Source organism: Pseudomonas sp. B1(2018) (assembly GCF_003097365.1).
Taxonomy (GTDB): Bacteria; Pseudomonadota; Gammaproteobacteria; order Pseudomonadales; family Pseudomonadaceae; genus Aquipseudomonas; species Aquipseudomonas laurylsulfatiphila.
Genome location: NZ_PYUK01000019.1, coordinates 105,642 through 122,730, shown reverse-complemented (window position 1 = coordinate 122,730; position 17,089 = coordinate 105,642). Strand labels below are relative to the sequence as shown.

The window sequence follows — 17,089 nt, the reverse complement described above, 5'->3', positions numbered from 1 at the left end:
CGATGGCGGTGTGTCAGACCACATAAATGGTGACTGACACTCCCTCATCGCGGGCAAGCCCGCTCCCACAGGGAACGTGCAGTTCTTGAAAATCGGCATATGGCCTGTCAGGCTCAAAAACCAGGCGAAAACGCCAGTTTTAACTTCACCCTTGTAGACCGTCTTGCCCACCCCCATATTGGGGCGACTGACGCGTGAAGGAATCCAACTTGAGCGAACTTCTCAACCGCCGCCTGGCCCTGCTCGGCGAGCGCGCTAACCTCTCTCTGCTCGAACAGTGCCTTCACGGCATCGAACGTGAATGCCTGCGCGTGACCGGCGAAGGTCGCCTGGCGCAAACGCCGCACCCGGAAGAATTGGGTTCCGCGCTGACCAATGAACAGATCACCACCGACTACTCCGAGTCGCTGCTGGAGTTCATCACGCCGGCCCTGCCCGACCCGGCGGACACCTTGGCGAGCCTGGACAGCATTCACCGTTTTGCCTACAGCAAGCTCGGCAACGAGTACCTGTGGAGCCCATCGATGCCGTGCCCGTTGCCGGCCGAGGAAGACATCCCGATCGCCTATTACGGCACGTCGAATATCGGGCAGCTCAAGTACGTGTACCGCAAAGGCCTGGCCCTGCGTTACGGCAAGACCATGCAATGCATTGCCGGCATCCACTACAACTTTTCCCTGCCGGAAAAACTCTGGCCGCTGCTCAGGCAGGCCGAAGGTTTTGTCGGCAGCGACCGCGATTTCCAGTCGTCGTCCTACATCGCGCTGATCCGCAACTTCCGCCGCTACAGCTGGCTGCTGATGTACCTGTTCGGTGCGTCGCCAGCGCTGGATGCCGGCTTCCTGCGCGGTCGTTCGCATCAGTTGGAACAGCTGGACCCGCACACCCTGTACCTGCCGTACGCCACCAGCCTGCGCATGAGCGACCTGGGTTACCAGAGCAACGCCCAGGCCGGCCTGACGCCGTGCTACAACGATCTGGCCAGCTACACCGACAGCCTGCGCAAAGCGGTGGCCACGCCGTATGCGCCGTACGTCGAAGTCGGCACCCACCAGGATGGTGAGTGGGTGCAGCTCAACACCAACATCCTGCAGATCGAAAACGAGTACTACTCCAACATCCGCCCCAAACGCGTGACCTACACCGGCGAGCGGCCGATCCAGGCGCTGATGGCTCGGGGCATCCAGTACGTCGAAGTGCGCTGCCTGGACATCAACCCCTTCCTGCCGATGGGCATCGACCTTACCGAGTCGCGCTTCCTCGATGCGTTCCTGCTGTACTGCGCGCTCAACGACAGCCCGCTGCTGACCAACACCAGCTGCGGCAACGCGACCTCGAACTTCCTCAGCGTGGTCAAGGAAGGTCGTCGTCCAGGCCTGCAACTGCAACGCGACGGTCAGCCGGTTGATCTGAAGGAGTGGGCCGGTGAGCTGCTGGAAAAAATCGCTCCGCTGGCAGCGATGCTCGACCAGAGCCATGGCGGCGATGCCCACAGCAAGGCGCTGGACGCCCAGATGGCCAAGGTCCGGGACCCGTCCCTGACGCCGTCGGCCCAGGTATTGGCGGCCATGGCCGAGCACAAGGAGAGCTTTGCCCAGTTCTCGTTGCGCCAAAGCCAGGCGCATGCCGAGTTCTTCCGCAGCGAGCCGTTGCCGGCTGAGGAACAAGCGCAGTTTGAAGAGCGGGCGCGTTCATCGCTGGCTCAACAGGCTGAGCTGGAACAGAACGAAGTCGGTGATTTCGATGTGTTTGTCGGGGCGTACCAGGCGAGCATTCTGGCGATCAGTAATTAATCATCGCCTGTAAAAAGATCGCAGCCTTCGGCAGCTCCTACATGGAGTCTGCCGCAGGTTGCGATTTTTTTTGGCCGTACGCTGCTTCTGTAGGAGCTGCCGAAGGCTGCGATCTTTTGATCCTTTAACATTGCCCGCTCATAAGCTAATTCTAAAAAGTTATTTATTTTCGAATTCTTAGATCATTTAGTCTCTTTCTCACGCCGACATTCGGTCGCCTGACAAGGAGCTTTCTGATGAAACTGACTTTCCCTCTACGCTTGCTGGCGGCCGCAACCCTGGCTACCGCGACTTTCTTTGCCCAGGCGGCCGACGTCACCGTCGCCTACCAGACCACCGTTGACCCGGCGAAAGTCGCCCAGGCCGACGGCGCTTACGAAAAGGCCACCAAGGCCGATATCAGCTGGCGCAAATTCGACAACGGTGCCGATATCATCGCCGCCATCGCCTCCGGCGACGTGCAGATCGGCTATCTCGGCTCCAGCCCCCTGACCGCTGCCATCACTCGAAAAGTCCCGGTGGAAACGTTCCTCATCGCCACCCAGATCGGCGCCGCCGAAGCCTTGGTCGCCCGCGACGGCTCTGGGATCAAGTCCCCGCAAGACCTGATCGGCAAGAAAATCGCCGTGCCGTTTGTATCCACCGGCCACTACAGCCTGCTCGCGGCACTGAAGCACTGGAACATCGATCCCTCGAAAGTCACCGTTCTCAACCTGGCGCCACCGGCGATCATCGCCGCCTGGAAACGCGGTGACATCGACGCCACCTACGTGTGGGACCCGGCCCTGGGCGTGGCCAAGGAAAACGGCAAGGTCCTGATCACTTCCGGTGAACTGGCCAAGTTCGGTGCCCCGACCTTCGATGCCTGGATCGTGCGCAAGGATTTCGCCGAGAAGCATCCGCAGATCGTCACCGCGTTCGCCAAAGTCACCCTCGACGCCTATGCCGATTACCGCAAAGACCCACAAGCCTGGCTCGCCAACCAGGGCAACGTCGACAAGCTGGTAAAACTGTCCGGCGCCAAGGCCAGCGATATTCCGCTGCTGCTGCAAGGCAACGTCTACCCGCTGGCAGCGGACCAGGTGCTCACCCTCGGCGCGCCGACCACCAAAGCCATCACCGACACCGCCGCGTTCCTCAAGGAACAAGGCAAGGTCGAGGCCGTGCTGCCGGACTACGCGCCGTACGTCAGCGCCAAGTTCATCACCAATTGATCGGGAGTTGACTGCGATGGCTTTGCTACAGCTGGAGCGCATCAGCGCACAGTACCCCGGCAACCCGGAACCGGTGTTGGCGGATATCTCCCTGAGCCTGGGGCCCCGGCAATTGCTGGTCGCCCTCGGCCCGTCCGGCAGTGGCAAGACTTCGCTGTTGAACCTGATTGCCGGTTTCGTCGAACCCAGCGCCGGGCGCATCACCCTCGACGGCGTGCCGGTCAAAGGCCCGAGCGCCGAACGTGGCGTGGTGTTCCAGGACGACGCGCTGCTGCCCTGGCAAGACGTGCTGGCGAACGTCGGCTTCGGCCTGGAGCTGGCCGGTATTGCCCGGGACAAACGCGAAGCGCGTGCCCGGGAAATGCTCGCCCTGGTCGATCTTTGCGGTTTTGAACAGCGCCGCATCTGGCAGCTCTCGGGCGGCCAGAAGCAGCGTGTCGGCCTGGCCCGCGCGCTCGCCGCCGACCCGCGCGTGTTGCTGATGGACGAACCTTTCGGCGCCCTCGACGCCTTTACCCGCGAGCAGATGCAGGAGCTGTTGCTGCAAGTCTGGCAGCGCACCGCCAAGCCGGTGTTCCTGATTACCCACGACATCGAAGAAGCCGTGTTCCTCGCCACCGACCTGATTCTGTTGGCGCCGAACCCGGGGCAAATCGTCGAGCGCCTGAGCCTCGATTTCGGTCTGCGTTACGCCGCCGGTGAGTCGGCTCGTTCGATCAAATCCGACCCGCGTTTTATCGAAACCCGCGAACACGTACTCGCCAAAGTGTTCTCCCAACGCAGCGCCGCCCAGCGGCAGGAGCGCGCATGAGCAGTTACGAAATTCCCGTCGCCGCGATAAAGCCAGGCACTCCTGTGCCTGCCGCACGTCGCCGCTTGAGCACTCGCTGGATCAGCGTGCTGACACTGGCCGCGCTCATTGTCATTTGGTGGGCCGTGACGGCGACTGGTTTGATCGAGCCGTTGTTCCTGCCGCCGCCCTCCGCCGTGCTGCAAAAAGGCTGGCTGCTGGCGACCTCGGGTTACATGGACTCAACCCTGTGGCAGCACCTCGGCGCGAGCCTGAACCGCATCGGCCTGGGCCTCGGCTTTGCGATTCTCACCGCCGTGCCGGTGGGCATCGCCATCGGCGCCAACCGTATCGCCCGTGGCGTGCTCGACCCGCTGATCGAGTTCTACCGGCCCATTCCACCGCTGGCCTACCTGCCGCTGATCGTGATCTGGTGCGGCATCGGCGAACTGTCGAAAGTGCTGCTGATCTACCTGGCGATCTTCGCCCCGATTGCCATCGCCACCGCCACCGGCGTGCGCACGGTCGACCCGGCCAAATTGCGCGCCGCGCAGTCGTTGGGTGCCACTCGCGCACAGTTGATCCGCCACGTGATTTTGCCGAGTGCCTTGCCGGACATTCTGACCGGGGTGCGCATTGGCCTCGGTGTCGGTTGGTCGACCCTGGTCGCTGCCGAATTGATCGCCGCCACCAGCGGTCTTGGCTTTATGGTGCAGTCCGCCGCGCAATTCCTGGTCACCGATGTGGTGGTCCTGGGGATTCTGGTGATCGCACTGATCGCCTTTGCCATGGAGTTGGGCTTGCGCGCCCTGCAACGCAAACTGGTGCCATGGCACGGCCAGGCCCACTGAAGCCTTTTCAGGTAGGCCCCCCCCTTTTTAAATCACCCCTGTAGGAGCTGCCGAAGGCTGCGATCTTTTGACCTTTCGGTTGAAGGGCAAGATCAAAAGATCGCAGCCTTCGGCAGCTCCTACAGGTGCGGTGTTACCCAAAATTTAAGAGAACCACCATGAGCCAGTTGACCATCGTCCCTTTGAGTTCTGCCCTCGGTGCGCAAATCAGCGGCGTCGACATCAGCCAGCCGCTGAGCGCGGAACAACGCGACGCCATCGAGCAGGCCCTGCTCAAGCATCAGGTGCTGTTCTTTCGCGACCAGCCGATCACGCCACAGCAACAGGCGCGATTCGCCGCGAATTTCGGCGACCTGCACATTCACCCGATCTACCCCAACGTGCCAGAACAGCCGGAAGTGCTGATCCTCGACACCGCCGTCACCGACGTGCGCGACAACGCGATCTGGCACACCGACGTGACCTTCCTGCCAACCCCGGCCATGGGCGCGGTACTCAGCGCCAAACTGTTGCCGGAGTTTGGCGGCGACACCTTGTGGGCCAGCGGAATTGCCGCGTACGAGGCGCTGTCGACACCGGTGAAAACCTTGCTCGAAGGCCTGACCGCCACCCACGATTTCACCCGTTCGTTCCCGCTGGAGCGCTATGGCAACACGCCCGAAGCGTTGGCCCAGTGGGAGGAAGCACGGCGCAAGAATCCGCCCCTGTCGCACCCGGTGATCCGCACGCACCCGGTGAGCGGGCGGCGTTCGCTGTTCGTCAACGAAGGCTTCACCTCGAAGATCAACGAATTGTCGGAAACCGAAAGCGAGGCGATTCTGAAGTTTCTGTTTGCCCACGCGACGCGGCCGGAATTCACCATTCGCTGGCGCTGGCAGCAGGACGACATTGCGTTCTGGGACAACCGCGTGACCCAGCATTACGCCGTGGATGATTACCGGCCGGCGCGGCGGGTGATGCAGCGGGCGACGGTGTTGGGGGATGTGCCGTTTTTTTAGGATCAAAAGATCGCAGCCTGCGGCAGCTCCTACATGGATACAGGATCCCCTGTAGGAGCTGCCGCAGGCTGCGATCTTTGCTTTAAACCCTACTCAGCCGTCGAAGGCTTCTCCCAAAGATTGATCCCACCCTCCTGGGCATACCGGTCAATCTCCGCCAGTTCCTCTGCACTGAAGCTCAGGTTCTTCAACGCCCCGACGTTCTCGATGATCTGCTCCGGCCGGCTCGCGCCAATCAATGCCGAAGTGACCCGTGGATCGCGCAAGGTCCAGGCCAGCGCCAGTTGCGCCAGGCTCTGGCCACGACGCCTGGCGATTTCGTTGAGTGCGCGCACCTGGGCGATGTTGGCCTCGGACAAGTGCGACGCCTGCAACGAACCACCCCCCGGACGATTGACCCGCGCATCCGCCGGCACGCCGTTGAGGTACTTGTCGGTCAGCAATCCCTGCGCCAGCGGCGTGAACGCAATCACGCCCGTACCGAGTTCGTCAGTGGTGTCCAGCAGGTCTTTTTCCACCCAGCGATTGAGCAGGTTGTAGGCCGGTTGGTGGATCAGCAGCGGGACTTTCCACTCTTTGAGCAACGCCGCCATTTCGCGGGTTTTCACCCCGGAATAAGACGAGATGCCGATGTACAACGCCTTGCCCTGCTGCACCGCGGTGGCCAGCGCGCTGGCGGTTTCTTCCAGTGGCGTGTCCGGGTCGAAACGGTGGGAATAGAAGATGTCGACATAGTCCACCCCCAGGCGATGCAGGCTCTGGTCGAGGCTGGCCAGCACGTACTTGCGCGAACCGCCGCCCTGACCGTAAGGCCCCGGCCACATGTCCCAACCGGCCTTGCTGGAGATGATCAACTCGTCGCGGTACTGCTTGAAGTCTTCACGCAGCAAACGGCCGAAGTTGATTTCGGCGCTGCCATAGGGCGGGCCGTAGTTGTTGGCCAGATCGAAATGGTTGATCCCCAGGTCGAACGCCGTGCGCAACAACGCGCGCTGGGTATCGATCGGCGTGCTGTCGCCGAAGTTGTGCCACAGGCCCAACGACAGCGCAGGCAGCACCAGACCGCTGCGGCCCACGCGGCGGTATGGGATGGAGTCGTAGCGGTTTTCGGCAGCGGTGTAAGTCATCGAATCCTCTCTTGTCGGTCTTGAATCTGGTATCGACTGCTTCGCCAGTCGCCCAGCATACGCCCGGATCAACGCCAGAAAACCCGGGATTCGACTAAATGCTGAAACGTTTCACAGAAATTCATTCTGCCCGCACAATTGAACAGAACAGTGACAGGCTTGCGTGATCCGGGTCGACAGGAACACAGTCGCCAAAGCAACGAAGACGCGATAACGATCGCAAGGATGGAAGAAGCCATGCACACCACCATCATCATCACCTTCGGCCTGGTCCTGCTCGCGATGATGCTGTTCATCGGCGAGAAACTCGGCTTCAGCCGCCAGACACTCACCTACAGTTTCGTGATCCTGTGGCTGGCGCTGACGGTGATCAACGGCGCCATCGGCGTGGTGACCGCCGGCCAGTCGTTGAGTACGGAACTGGGGATCGGCACGATGGTGTTCAGCATTCCGGTGGCGGCGCTGGTGTTGTTCATGGTGCTGAGCGCCGAGAGCTGAAAAGCCCCGGCGCCCTGCCCGCGATCAACGCACCAGATGCAGGAACTGCATGTGCCGCTCGTACTGGTCGAGGATGTCGTTGATGATCTGTTCCTTGGTGTAGCCCACCAGGTCGTAGTCCTGGCTGCCCTCGCTCAAATGCACTTCGGCCCGGTAGTAACGGCGATTGTTGAGCTGCTTGGAACCCATGCCGCCACGGGCAAACGAAGGCGTGAAATAACCACGCATCTGCACCTGATAAACGAACGGATGCTGATCGCCGTGGCCGATTTCCAGGCTGACGCTGTCATGGGCCGGGTCCGGGTGCATGACCACGTGCAGCCCCTTTTCGCGGAACACCGCCGACACTTCCTCAATGGCTGGTCGTACCGTCGTATCGAGGAAGCGATAAACCTCGTCGCGCGACGGGAAATGCACGGCCTGGCTCAGGCGTTGCCGCCAGCCGCCGCGTCGTGACCCGGACACAGGCGCCAGCGAATGCATCTGCGCAATCTGCTTCTGCGACTCCAGATAAAACGCCTTGTGCAGACCCCACATCATCAACAGCAAGATCAGCGAGAACGGCAACGAAGTCAGGACCACCGCCGACTTCAACGCATCGATGCTGCCGGAAAACAGCAGCGCGCTGGTCACCAGTGCGGTCATTGCGCCCCAGAACACCCGCAGCCATTTCGGCCCGTCTTCATCGGGATTGCCACCCTTGGCGGACAGTGTCGACAGCACCACAGTGCCTGAGTCGGCGGAGGTGACAAAGAACACAAAGCTGATGAACACCGTCACCGCGATGACGGTTTTGCTCCACGGGTAGGTTTCCAGCAGCAGGTAGAGCGTCATCGACGGATTGTCGATAGCCGACAGGCCAAGCGCGCTCATGCCGTGGTTGAGCACTTGATCGATGGCGCTGTTGCCGAAGATCGACATCCACGCCAGGGTGAAGCCGAGCGGAATCAGCAGCACGCCGAAGACGAATTCGCGGATGGTGCGGCCACGGGAAATCCGCGCGATGAACAAGCCCACGAACGGCGACCATGCGATCCACCAGGCCCAATAGAACACCGTCCAGCCGCCCAGCCAGTCGCTGGGTTTGTCGTAGGCATAGAGGTCGAAACTCTTCATCGGCAAGGCGCCGAGGTAATCGCCGAGGTTCTGGATCAGGGTGTTGAGCAAGTGCTGCGTGGGGCCGGCGAACAACACGAACAGCAACAGCGCACAGGCCAGCAGCATGTTGATGTCGGACATGACCCGCACGCCCTTGTCGACGCCCGACACCGCAACGATGATCGCCGCGCCCATCATCAGGGTGATCAGGCCGACCTGAACCCACTGGGTGTGGGCGATGCCGAACAGGTAGTCCAGGCCCGAATTGAGGTGCAACACACCAAAGCCCATGTCCGCCCCGAGGCCGAACACCGTGGCGATGATGCCGAAGCCATCCACTGCGTAGCCGATGGGGCCATTGATGCGCTTGCCGATCAGCGGATACAGCGCCGAGCGCAGGGCCAGCGGCAGGTTGTGGCGATAGGCGAAATAGGCCAGCGCCATACCGACAAAGGCGAACACGCCCCAGCCATGCAGGCCCCAGTGCAAAAACAGAATCTGCATCGCCTGACGCGCCGCGTCCGCCGTACCGGCCTCGCCTTGCGGCGGCTGCAGCATGTGGGTCAACGGTTCGGACACACAGAAGAAAAACAGGGTGATGCTGATCCCCGCGGCGAACAGCATGCCGGCCCATGACAAATAGCTGAATTCGGGTTCGTCGTGGTCGGCACCGAGCTTGATCTTGCCGTAGCCGGACAAGGCGGTGACCACCACGAAGACCAGATACAGGGTCATCGCCAGCAGGTAATACCAGCCGACCGTGTTGGCCGCCCAGTTTTGCGCCGCCAGCAACCAGGCGCCGGCCTGCTCGGGCATGGCGATGACAACGACACCAAACAACAGAATGAAGCTCGCCGAGAACCAGAACACCGGCGGATTCATGCGGACCAGGCCGCTTGGGGGGATGGACGATGCACTCATGTACGGTGCACCTCGAAGGGGTAAAACGTGGCTGTAGAAATCGGACTCAGCAAAGGCAAGCCTCCTGTTGTGAGCGGGCGGCGAACCACCGGTTTAACTTGAATGAACGTTCAAGTTAAACATGGATAGGGGGCTAAGGACTAATCGCAGGGCTCGGCGGTAGTGTTAATACGCTAGCTCAAGGGAGGGTAATACGCAGGATTTACGGGGTTCTGTAGGACCTGTAGGAGCTGTCGAGTGCAACGAGGCTGCGATCTTTTGATCTTGATTTTGTGGTGCATTGGAAAAGATCGCAGCCTCGTTGCACTCGACAGCTCCTACAAGTCATACAGGTCCAACGGCAGGAATCTTATTTTTGCGCCCCATCTTCATGCTGCAGATTCGCCTGGGTCAGGTTGCTGCCCGCCGGCACGCTGCGGGTCAGCCATACGTTGCCGCCAATGGTCGAACCCTGGCCGATGGTGATCCGCCCCAGGATCGTCGCCCCGGCATAAATCACCACGTCATCCTCGACAATCGGATGCCGCGGCTGACCCTTCTGCAACTGTCCGTCCTCGTCCGCCGGGAAGCGCTTGGCGCCCAGGGTCACGGCCTGATAAATACGCACGCGCTCGCCGATAATCGCGGTTTCGCCGATCACCACGCCGGTACCATGGTCGATGAAGAAACTGCGGCCGATCTGCGCGCCGGGGTGAATGTCGATGCCCGTGGCCGAGTGGGCGATTTCCGCGCTGATCCGCGCCAGCAACGGCAGCCCGGCACGGTACAAATGGTGGGCCAGCCGATGGTGAATCACCGCCAGGATCCCCGGATAGCACAACAGCACTTCATCGACACTGCGCGCCGCCGGGTCACCGTGATAGGCCGCCAGTACGTCGGTGTCCAACAGGCTGCGAAGCCCCGGCAGGGCGAGGGCGAAGTCCTGGATGATCTGGATGGTCTTGGCTTCGACTTCGGTATCGGCCTGGGCACTGTGGCGCGCGGCATAGCGCAATTCGAGTCGCGCCTGGGCCAACAGCGCATTCAACGCCACATCCAGCGTGTGGCCGACGTAGAAGTCTTCACTCTCTTCGCGCAGGTCAACCGGCCCCAGGCGCATCGGGAACAGCGCACCGCACAAGGCTTCGAGAATCTCTGCCATGGCCGCCCGGGAGGGCAGCTCGCGACCGCCCTGCTCGGTACTGGCCCGGCCATTTTGCGCTCGCCACTGCTCACGCGCGGTGCGCAGCTGGCTGACGATGGTCTGCAATTGCCAATGGCTGGAACGCTCACTCACGGTAAAAACTCCTCACGGGCGACCGGACTGTCTGGCCGCACTGACGGCGATTACTTTACGGCAAGGGCAGCGGGGCAAATTAAGAACCAATAATGCTGTGCTCATTACGATTAGCTATAAGCAATTGACGGTTGCCCAGCCTTTTTCGCGTGCCTATAGTCCTGAGATCTTCCACGGCCAGTACGGACCCATGATCAAACAACAGCTCGCCCGCTTTAACCGCCTCGACCTGCTCGGTCACCCCACCGCCCTGGAAAAACTCGAACGCCTGTCGACCTGGCTGGGTCGCGACGTATACGTCAAACGCGATGACCTGACGCCACTGGCAATGGGCGGCAACAAGCTGCGCAAACTCGAATACCTGGCCGCCGATGCGCTGGCCCAGGGTGCCGACACCTTGATCACCGCCGGCGCGCTGCAATCGAACCACGTGCGCCAGACGGCCGCCATTGCGGCGAAACTGGGTCTGGGCTGCGTAGCCCTTCTGGAAAACCCCCTCGGCACCGATGACAACAATTACACCGGCAACGGCAACCGCCTGCTGCTCGACCTGTTCGATGCCAAGGTCGAACGGGTGGAAAACCTCGACAACGCCGACGAACAACTGCAAGCCCTGGCCGACAGACTGCGCAACAACGGCAAGAAGCCGTACCTGGTCCCGATCGGAGGCTCCAACGCGCTGGGCGCACTCGGTTACGTACGTGCCGGGCTGGAACTGGCCGAACAAATCAAGGACACCGGCCTGACGTTCGCCGCCGTGGTCCTGGCCTCGGGCAGTGCCGGTACCCACAGCGGTCTGGCACTGGCCTTGAGTGAAGCACTGCCGGATCTGCCAGTGATCGGCGTGACGGTCTCGCGCAGCGATGAAGACCAGCGGCCAAAGGTACAAGGCCTGGCCGAACGCACTGCCGAGCTGCTGGGCGTGGACCTGCCGGACGCTTTCAAGGTCGAGTTGTGGGACGAATACTTCGCCCCGCGCTATGGCGAGCCGAATGCCGGAACACTGGCGGCGGTGAAGCTGCTGGCGAGTCAGGAAGGCTTGCTGCTGGACCCGGTCTACACTGGCAAGGCCATGGCGGGCTTGCTGGACGGGATCGGGCGTCAGCGTTTCGACGAAGGTCCGATTATCTTTCTGCACACTGGCGGGGCGCCGGCGTTGTTTGCCTATAAGGATTTTCTGTAAACGATTCAGAAGATCAAGAGATCGCAGCCTTCGGCAGCTCCTACAGGTGCATGCCAATCCATGTAGGAGCTGCCGAAGGCAGCGATCTTTTCTCACAACCGCCACATATTCATTTAACGCATAACAAAAAGAATATTTATTATTTTCCTATCTAACGGCGGCGTCTTATATTCACGCCGCAGGCGAATTTGCAGCGAGACGCATAAGCTGCATTAGGGCAGGATATCGCAGTCGTCCGAATCCCGAATTTGCCAACTTTCCTAAAGCGTCTTCCATAAGAAAACACAGGGGCTTGTCATGAATTTTTCCGCACTACGTCGCAATCTGCTGGTGGGCTCGCTGGGCCTGGCACTGAGCGCCGGCCTGATTGGCCAAGCCGTTGCCGGTGAGCAACTGCAAAAAATCAAGGACGCCGGCGTGATCAACGTTGGCCTGGAAGGCACTTACCCACCGTTCAGTTTCGTCGATGCCGACGGCAAACTGACCGGCTTCGAAGTCGAGTTCTCCGAAGCCCTGGCCAAAGAGCTGGGCATCAAGGTCAAACTGCAACCGACCAAATGGGACGGCATCCTCGCAGCCCTGGAATCCAAGCGCCTGGACGCAGTGATCAACCAGGTGACCATCTCCGAAGAGCGCAAGAAGAAGTATGACTTCTCCGAGCCGTACACCGTTTCCGGTATCCAGGCACTGGTGCTGACCAAGAAGGCCCCCGAGCTGAACATCAAGACCGCTGCCGACCTGGGTGGCAAGAAAGTCGGCGTAGGCCTGGGCACCAACTACGAAGAGTGGGTGAAAACCAATGTGCCGACCGCTGACATCCGCACCTACGAAGATGATCCAACCAAGTTCCAGGACCTGCGTGTCGGCCGCATCGACGCCATTCTGATCGACCGTCTGGCTGCACTGGAATACGCCAAGAAGGCCAAGGACACTACCGCCGCCGGTGATGCGTTCTCCCGTCAGGAAGCCGGCATTGCCCTGCGCAAAGGCGAGCCTGAACTGCTGGCCGCGGTGAACAAGGCGATCGACAAGCTGCGCGCCGATGGCACCCTGAAAAAACTCTCGGAAAAATATTTCAACGCTGACGTCACTCAATAATGGAAGAAGCTTTCCAACTCGCACTGGACTCCGCGCCCTTCCTGCTCAAGGGCGCGTACTACACGGTCATCCTCAGCCTGGGCGGGATGTTTTTCGGCCTGGTGATGGGGTTCGGCCTGGCGCTGATGCGCCTGTCGCGCTTCAAGCTGGTGAGCTGGATCGCCCGCATCTACGTGTCGTTCTTTCGCGGCACGCCGTTGCTGGTGCAACTGTTCGTGATCTATTACGGCTTGCCGCAATTGGGTCTGGAACTTGATCCGCTGCCGGCGGCCCTGATCGGCTTCTCGCTGAACATGGCCGCCTACGCTTGCGAAATCCTGCGTGCCGCGATCAGCTCCATCGAGCGCGGCCAGTGGGAAGCCGCTGCCAGTATCGGCATGACCCGCGCGCAAACCCTGCGCCGGGCCATCCTGCCGCAGGCCATGCGCACCGCATTGCCGCCGCTGGGCAACAGCTTCATTTCGCTGGTCAAGGACACGGCGCTGGCCGCTACCATCCAGGTGCCGGAGCTGTTCCGTCAGGCACAGCTGATCACCGCCCGTACCTTCGAAATCTTCACCATGTATCTTGCCGCCGCACTGATCTACTGGGTCCTGGCCACGGTGCTGTCGCACCTGCAGAACCAGTTGGAAGCGCGGGTCAATCGGCACGACCAGGAGTCCTGACCCAATGATTGTCGTGGAAAAACTGACAAAGCAGTTCAAGGGTCAAGTCGTGCTCAATGGCATCGATCTTGAGGTCAAGGAAGGCGAGGTGGTCGCGATCATCGGCCCCAGCGGTTCGGGCAAGACCACCTTCCTGCGCTGCCTGAATTTCCTGGAAGAACCCACCAGCGGCCGGATCAAGGTCGGCGATATCGAGATCGATACCAGCCGTCCCCTGAACCAGCAGCAGAGCCTGGTGCGACGTTTGCGCCAGCACGTGGGCTTCGTGTTCCAGAACTTCAACCTGTTCCCCCATCGAACCGCCCTGGAAAACGTCATCGAAGGCCCGATCGTGGTCAAGAAGACCCCGCACGCCGACGCCGTAGCCCTGGGTAAAAAACTCTTGGCCAAGGTCGGTCTGGCGGGCAAGGAGGACGCTTACCCGCGTCGCCTCTCCGGTGGCCAGCAACAGCGCGTGGCGATTGCCCGGGCGCTGGCGATGGAGCCCGAAGTGATCCTGTTCGATGAGCCGACCTCGGCCCTCGACCCGGAACTGGTGGGCGAGGTATTGGCGACCATCCGCGGCCTGGCCGAAGAGAAGCGCACCATGGTGATCGTCACCCACGAAATGGGTTTTGCCCGGGACGTGGCCAACCGTGTGGTGTTTTTCGACAAGGGCGTAATCGTCGAACAAGGCGAAGCGAAGGCGTTGTTTGCCAACCCGAAAGAAGAACGAACCCGGCAGTTCCTGAGCAAGTTCCTGAATAACGCTCATAACTAACAGCCCTGCGCAACAACGGTAAACTTCCATGGATGGAAGTGACACCCCTTCGAAAGACCTTTCATTAATACCAAACAAAACTCACCCATTAAACATGCATATCCTGTACGCGTGCACGGCACAAATATATGCTTCACGATAATTAAGCAATGCCAATTCAACCAGATCCTCCGTCGTAGGACAGCGCCCACGACTTGCACCAATCCGCCCGTATTCACCCGCTTTCAGCAGAAAACTTCGACACACAGGCACGGTTTAATTACTTGGAACCGTAGGAACTTTCTGAATAGCTCCACACAACCACCATAACTAACAAATCTTATTGACAGCGGATCCCCCTGACTCTTATCTAGTCTCCAGCCAGCGACACTCATCACATTAAACTCATTATTCCCGCTCAAAGTAATGAATGGTTTATCTGTTCGATTATTGGTTTTTGATATTCCAGAAACGGACTTCGTTGCAAGACTTCAAGGAGACTTCATGAATAGCACCTCGAACAAATCCGGGCTTGCAGCCCCGACCCTGGCGCAATCGAACAAGGCCAGCATCAACGTCACCTGCGCGGCGCACCTGCTGATCGATGTGGCACCCTACCCCGCCATGGACGCAGGAGACCTGGTCGAACTGTTCTGGGACAACTGCTACGTGGCTTCCCGCGTGCTGACGGCCAGCGATGTCGGCCGACCGGTGCAGTTGCGGGTGCCTGAGAGTTTTGTCGCCAACGGTACCTCGCGCATTCACTACCGGGTCATGCAGATTGGCCGGGGCCCGGCGGTTTCGACCAGTCAAAACGTGCAGGTCAAACTCGACTGTCCAGGCGGCCAACCCTCGGCGCTGTGCGGCGATGAAAACCAGTGCCTGGCACCGGTGAGCATTCCCGAGGCGATTCGTCGTCAGGGGGTCAATCCGAGTCAGGTCAAACGCGGTGTTCCCTTGACCATCGAGCCGTACCTGAACATGGCCGTCGACGACGAGATCACCCTGCGCTGGGGCGATGTGCGCATGGATCTGCCACCGCTCAAGTCCGCCGATGTAGGCCAGCCGATCCAGGTCTGGATACCGCCGGCCATCATCCTCGAAGCCGGTGAAGATCTGCGGCTGGAAGTGACGTACTGCATTCTCGACAGGGTGGGCAACAACTCCCGCTGGGCACCGGCCCGCACGCTGAAGATCGGTTGCTCCAATCCTTATCTGAAAGTCCCGAAGAAACAGCACCTCAAGGCTGCCGAGACTCACAGACGATGATGTCGTTACTGTAAAAATTCAAAAGATCGCAGCCTTCGGCAGCTCCTACAGGGTTAAGGCATAAACCCCTGTAGGAGCTGCCGAAGGCTGCGATCCTGGCGGCAGCGGCATTGCCATCCTTCTATATATATTCCTAAAAGTTAGTTCATAAAATATTTATACACGTTTAGGGTATATAAACCGGACCACCGGACATTCTTGTTTTCATGCGCGGCCACAAGCGGCGCTTCCATGAGATGTGAGGTAGGTATGGTCCGGAACACAATCACCCCAGTGCAGATCGCCAGGGCATTGCGAGCAGCCAAGGAGTGGCACTGATGTCCAGTCTGGCAGATGCAATCGTCCAGAGTGACCTGGACATCGCCCCGTTGTTGTTGCCCGCACAAATCTTGCGCAATGACGCCCAAGCCATCAAGGCAGCCCACGAACTGGCGCACGTCGCACGCCTGCAAGCGGCCAAACGCGACCAGTTGCGCAAGCTTCCATGGTCCGAAATCGAACAGTTCACCCGCAGCGGCCTGGGCAGCATTTCCATCCCCCGCGAGTACGGTGGCCCGCAGGTTTCATTCGTCACTCTGGCCGAGGTCTTCGCGATCATTTCCGCCGCCGACCCGGCGCTTGGGCAGATCCCGCAAAACCAGTTCGGCATTCTTAACCTGATCCTCGGCAGCGCCACCGAAGCGCAGAAAAGGCAGCTGTTCAAAAGCGTCCTCGATGGCTGGCGCATCGGCAATGCCGGGCCGGAGCGCGGCACCAAAAACACCCTGGAACTGAAGGCACGCCTCACCGCCGACGGTGTTCTCAACGGCCAGAAGTTCTATTCCACCGGTGCACTGTTCGCCCATTGGGTTGCGGTCAAGGCATTGAACGACGACGGCAAACAAGTGCTGGCGTTCATCCGTCGCGGCACGGCGGGATTGCGCATCGTCGATGACTGGTCCGGCTTTGGTCAGCGCACCACCGCCAGCGGTACGATTTTGCTCAACAACGTGCAGGTTGATCCCGAACTGGTGGTGGATAACTGGCGGATCAACGACACGCCGAACATCCAGGGCGCCGTCTCCCAACTGATCCAGGCGGCCATCGACGCCGGTATCGCCCGGGGCGCCATCGACGACGCCATCGACTTCGTGAAAACCCGCGCCCGGCCGTGGATCGACGCCAAGGTCGAGCGGGCCAGCGATGACCTGTATGTGATCGCCGATATCGGCAAGCTGAAAATCGAACTGCACGCCGCCGAAGCGCTGCTGCGCAAGGCCGGGCAGGTGCTCGATGAAGTCAGCGCCGCACCGCTCACCGCCGAGTCCGCCGCCCGCGCCTCGATTGCCGTGGCCGAAGCCAAAGTGCTGACCACCGAGATTTCGTTGCAGGCCAGCGAAAAGCTGTTCGAACTGGCCGGCAGCCGCGCCACCCTCGCCGAATTCAACCTCGACCGCCACTGGCGCAATGCCCGGGTGCACACGCTGCACGATCCGGTGCGCTGGAAGTATCACGCCATCGGCGCCTATCGCCTCAACGGCACGCTGCCTAATCGTCATTCCTGGATTTAACGACCAGACATCTGGAGAA

General features: G+C 60.5%; 15 protein-coding genes. 12 read left to right on the top strand and 3 right to left on the bottom strand.

Annotated features, from left to right (window positions below; all coding sequences use genetic code 11):
- The first annotated feature begins 209 nt into the window (after window positions 1-209).
- From gshA to tauD, 5 genes are all read left to right on the top strand, one after another.
- On the top strand, window positions 210-1,793 hold the full coding sequence (gene gshA / locus C9422_RS25375) for a glutamate--cysteine ligase (RefSeq protein WP_116582556.1): 1,584 nt from the start codon (window positions 210-212) through the stop codon (window positions 1,791-1,793).
- Between the two features lie 236 nt (window positions 1,794-2,029).
- Entirely contained in the window at window positions 2,030-3,007 is a 978-nt protein-coding gene (gene tauA / locus C9422_RS25370; RefSeq protein WP_116582555.1) for a taurine ABC transporter substrate-binding protein, read from the top strand.
- Between the two features lie 16 nt (window positions 3,008-3,023).
- Window positions 3,024-3,818, top strand: coding sequence for a taurine ABC transporter ATP-binding subunit (gene tauB / locus C9422_RS25365; RefSeq protein ID WP_116582554.1), 795 nt, complete (start codon window positions 3,024-3,026; stop codon window positions 3,816-3,818).
- Window positions 3,815-4,648, top strand: a complete 834-nt coding sequence (gene tauC, locus C9422_RS25360; RefSeq protein WP_116582553.1) for a taurine ABC transporter permease TauC — start codon at window positions 3,815-3,817, stop codon at window positions 4,646-4,648. The genes tauB and tauC overlap by 4 nt, the downstream gene beginning before the upstream one ends.
- Window positions 4,649-4,806: 158 nt before the next feature.
- A complete protein-coding gene (tauD, locus tag C9422_RS25350; protein WP_116582552.1) occupies window positions 4,807-5,646 on the top strand; it encodes a taurine dioxygenase in 840 nt (279 codons plus the stop codon).
- Window positions 5,647-5,735: 89 nt separating this feature from the next.
- Here the strand turns inward: tauD and mgrA are convergent, their stop codons facing one another.
- Window positions 5,736-6,773: an L-glyceraldehyde 3-phosphate reductase gene (gene mgrA / locus C9422_RS25345; RefSeq protein ID WP_116582551.1), complete on the bottom strand. Its 1,038-nt coding sequence runs from the start codon at window positions 6,771-6,773 to the stop codon at window positions 5,736-5,738.
- A gap of 237 nt (window positions 6,774-7,010) precedes the next feature.
- On the opposite strand from mgrA, the gene C9422_RS25340 reads away from it, so the two are divergent.
- Entirely contained in the window at window positions 7,011-7,271 is a 261-nt protein-coding gene (locus tag C9422_RS25340) for a hypothetical protein (RefSeq protein ID WP_007972888.1), read from the top strand.
- A gap of 24 nt (window positions 7,272-7,295) precedes the next feature.
- Here C9422_RS25340 and betT read toward each other — a convergent pair whose 3' ends face one another.
- Window positions 7,296-9,251, bottom strand: a complete 1,956-nt coding sequence (gene betT / locus C9422_RS25335; RefSeq protein WP_165824813.1) for a choline transporter BetT — start codon at window positions 9,249-9,251, stop codon at window positions 7,296-7,298.
- 388 nt (window positions 9,252-9,639) lie between these two features.
- Complete coding sequence (gene epsC, locus C9422_RS25330) at window positions 9,640-10,566, bottom strand: serine O-acetyltransferase EpsC (RefSeq protein ID WP_007972891.1); 927 nt, start codon at window positions 10,564-10,566, stop codon at window positions 9,640-9,642.
- Window positions 10,567-10,756: 190 nt separating this feature from the next.
- On the opposite strand from epsC, the gene C9422_RS25325 reads away from it, so the two are divergent.
- From C9422_RS25325 to C9422_RS25300, 6 genes are all read left to right on the top strand, one after another.
- Window positions 10,757-11,749 (top strand): D-cysteine desulfhydrase, encoded by a 993-nt coding sequence (locus C9422_RS25325; protein WP_116582549.1) that lies wholly within the window; start codon window positions 10,757-10,759, stop codon window positions 11,747-11,749.
- Window positions 11,750-12,046: 297 nt separating this feature from the next.
- The gene (gene tcyJ / locus C9422_RS25320) at window positions 12,047-12,847 is read left to right on the top strand and encodes a cystine ABC transporter substrate-binding protein (RefSeq protein WP_116582548.1); all 801 of its coding nucleotides are present in this window, start codon (window positions 12,047-12,049) and stop codon (window positions 12,845-12,847) included.
- The gene (gene tcyL, locus C9422_RS25315; protein WP_007983131.1) at window positions 12,847-13,512 is read left to right on the top strand and encodes a cystine ABC transporter permease; all 666 of its coding nucleotides are present in this window, start codon (window positions 12,847-12,849) and stop codon (window positions 13,510-13,512) included. Before tcyJ ends, tcyL begins: the two co-directional genes overlap by 1 nt.
- Window positions 13,513-13,516: 4 nt before the next feature.
- Window positions 13,517-14,272, top strand: coding sequence for an L-cystine ABC transporter ATP-binding protein TcyN (tcyN, locus tag C9422_RS25310; RefSeq protein WP_007972898.1), 756 nt, complete (start codon window positions 13,517-13,519; stop codon window positions 14,270-14,272).
- A 483-nt stretch (window positions 14,273-14,755) separates the two neighbouring features.
- Window positions 14,756-15,520, top strand: coding sequence for a hypothetical protein (locus C9422_RS25305; protein WP_116582547.1), 765 nt, complete (start codon window positions 14,756-14,758; stop codon window positions 15,518-15,520).
- Window positions 15,521-15,837: 317 nt separating this feature from the next.
- Complete coding sequence (locus C9422_RS25300) at window positions 15,838-17,070, top strand: SfnB family sulfur acquisition oxidoreductase (RefSeq protein ID WP_116582546.1); 1,233 nt, start codon at window positions 15,838-15,840, stop codon at window positions 17,068-17,070.
- The last annotated feature ends 19 nt before the right edge of the window (window positions 17,071-17,089 follow it).

Bases quoted from the DNA above. Each gene is read 5' to 3' on its own strand.
- tauA (WP_116582555.1), top strand. From the start codon at position 2,030: ATGAAACTGACTTTCCCTCTACGCTTGCTGGCGGCCGCAACCCTGGCT.
- tauB (WP_116582554.1), top strand. From the start codon at position 3,024: ATGGCTTTGCTACAGCTGGAGCGCATCAGCGCACAGTACCCCGGCAAC.
- tauC (WP_116582553.1), top strand. From the start codon at position 3,815: ATGAGCAGTTACGAAATTCCCGTCGCCGCGATAAAGCCAGGCACTCCT.
- tauD (WP_116582552.1), top strand. From the start codon at position 4,807: ATGAGCCAGTTGACCATCGTCCCTTTGAGTTCTGCCCTCGGTGCGCAA.
- mgrA (WP_116582551.1), bottom strand. From the start codon at position 6,773: ATGACTTACACCGCTGCCGAAAACCGCTACGACTCCATCCCATACCGC.
- C9422_RS25340 (WP_007972888.1), top strand. From the start codon at position 7,011: ATGCACACCACCATCATCATCACCTTCGGCCTGGTCCTGCTCGCGATG.
- betT (WP_165824813.1), bottom strand. From the start codon at position 9,251: ATGAATCCGCCGGTGTTCTGGTTCTCGGCGAGCTTCATTCTGTTGTTT.
- C9422_RS25325 (WP_116582549.1), top strand. From the start codon at position 10,757: ATGATCAAACAACAGCTCGCCCGCTTTAACCGCCTCGACCTGCTCGGT.
- tcyJ (WP_116582548.1), top strand. From the start codon at position 12,047: ATGAATTTTTCCGCACTACGTCGCAATCTGCTGGTGGGCTCGCTGGGC.
- tcyL (WP_007983131.1), top strand. From the start codon at position 12,847: ATGGAAGAAGCTTTCCAACTCGCACTGGACTCCGCGCCCTTCCTGCTC.
- tcyN (WP_007972898.1), top strand. From the start codon at position 13,517: ATGATTGTCGTGGAAAAACTGACAAAGCAGTTCAAGGGTCAAGTCGTG.
- C9422_RS25305 (WP_116582547.1), top strand. From the start codon at position 14,756: ATGAATAGCACCTCGAACAAATCCGGGCTTGCAGCCCCGACCCTGGCG.
- C9422_RS25300 (WP_116582546.1), top strand. From the start codon at position 15,838: ATGTCCAGTCTGGCAGATGCAATCGTCCAGAGTGACCTGGACATCGCC.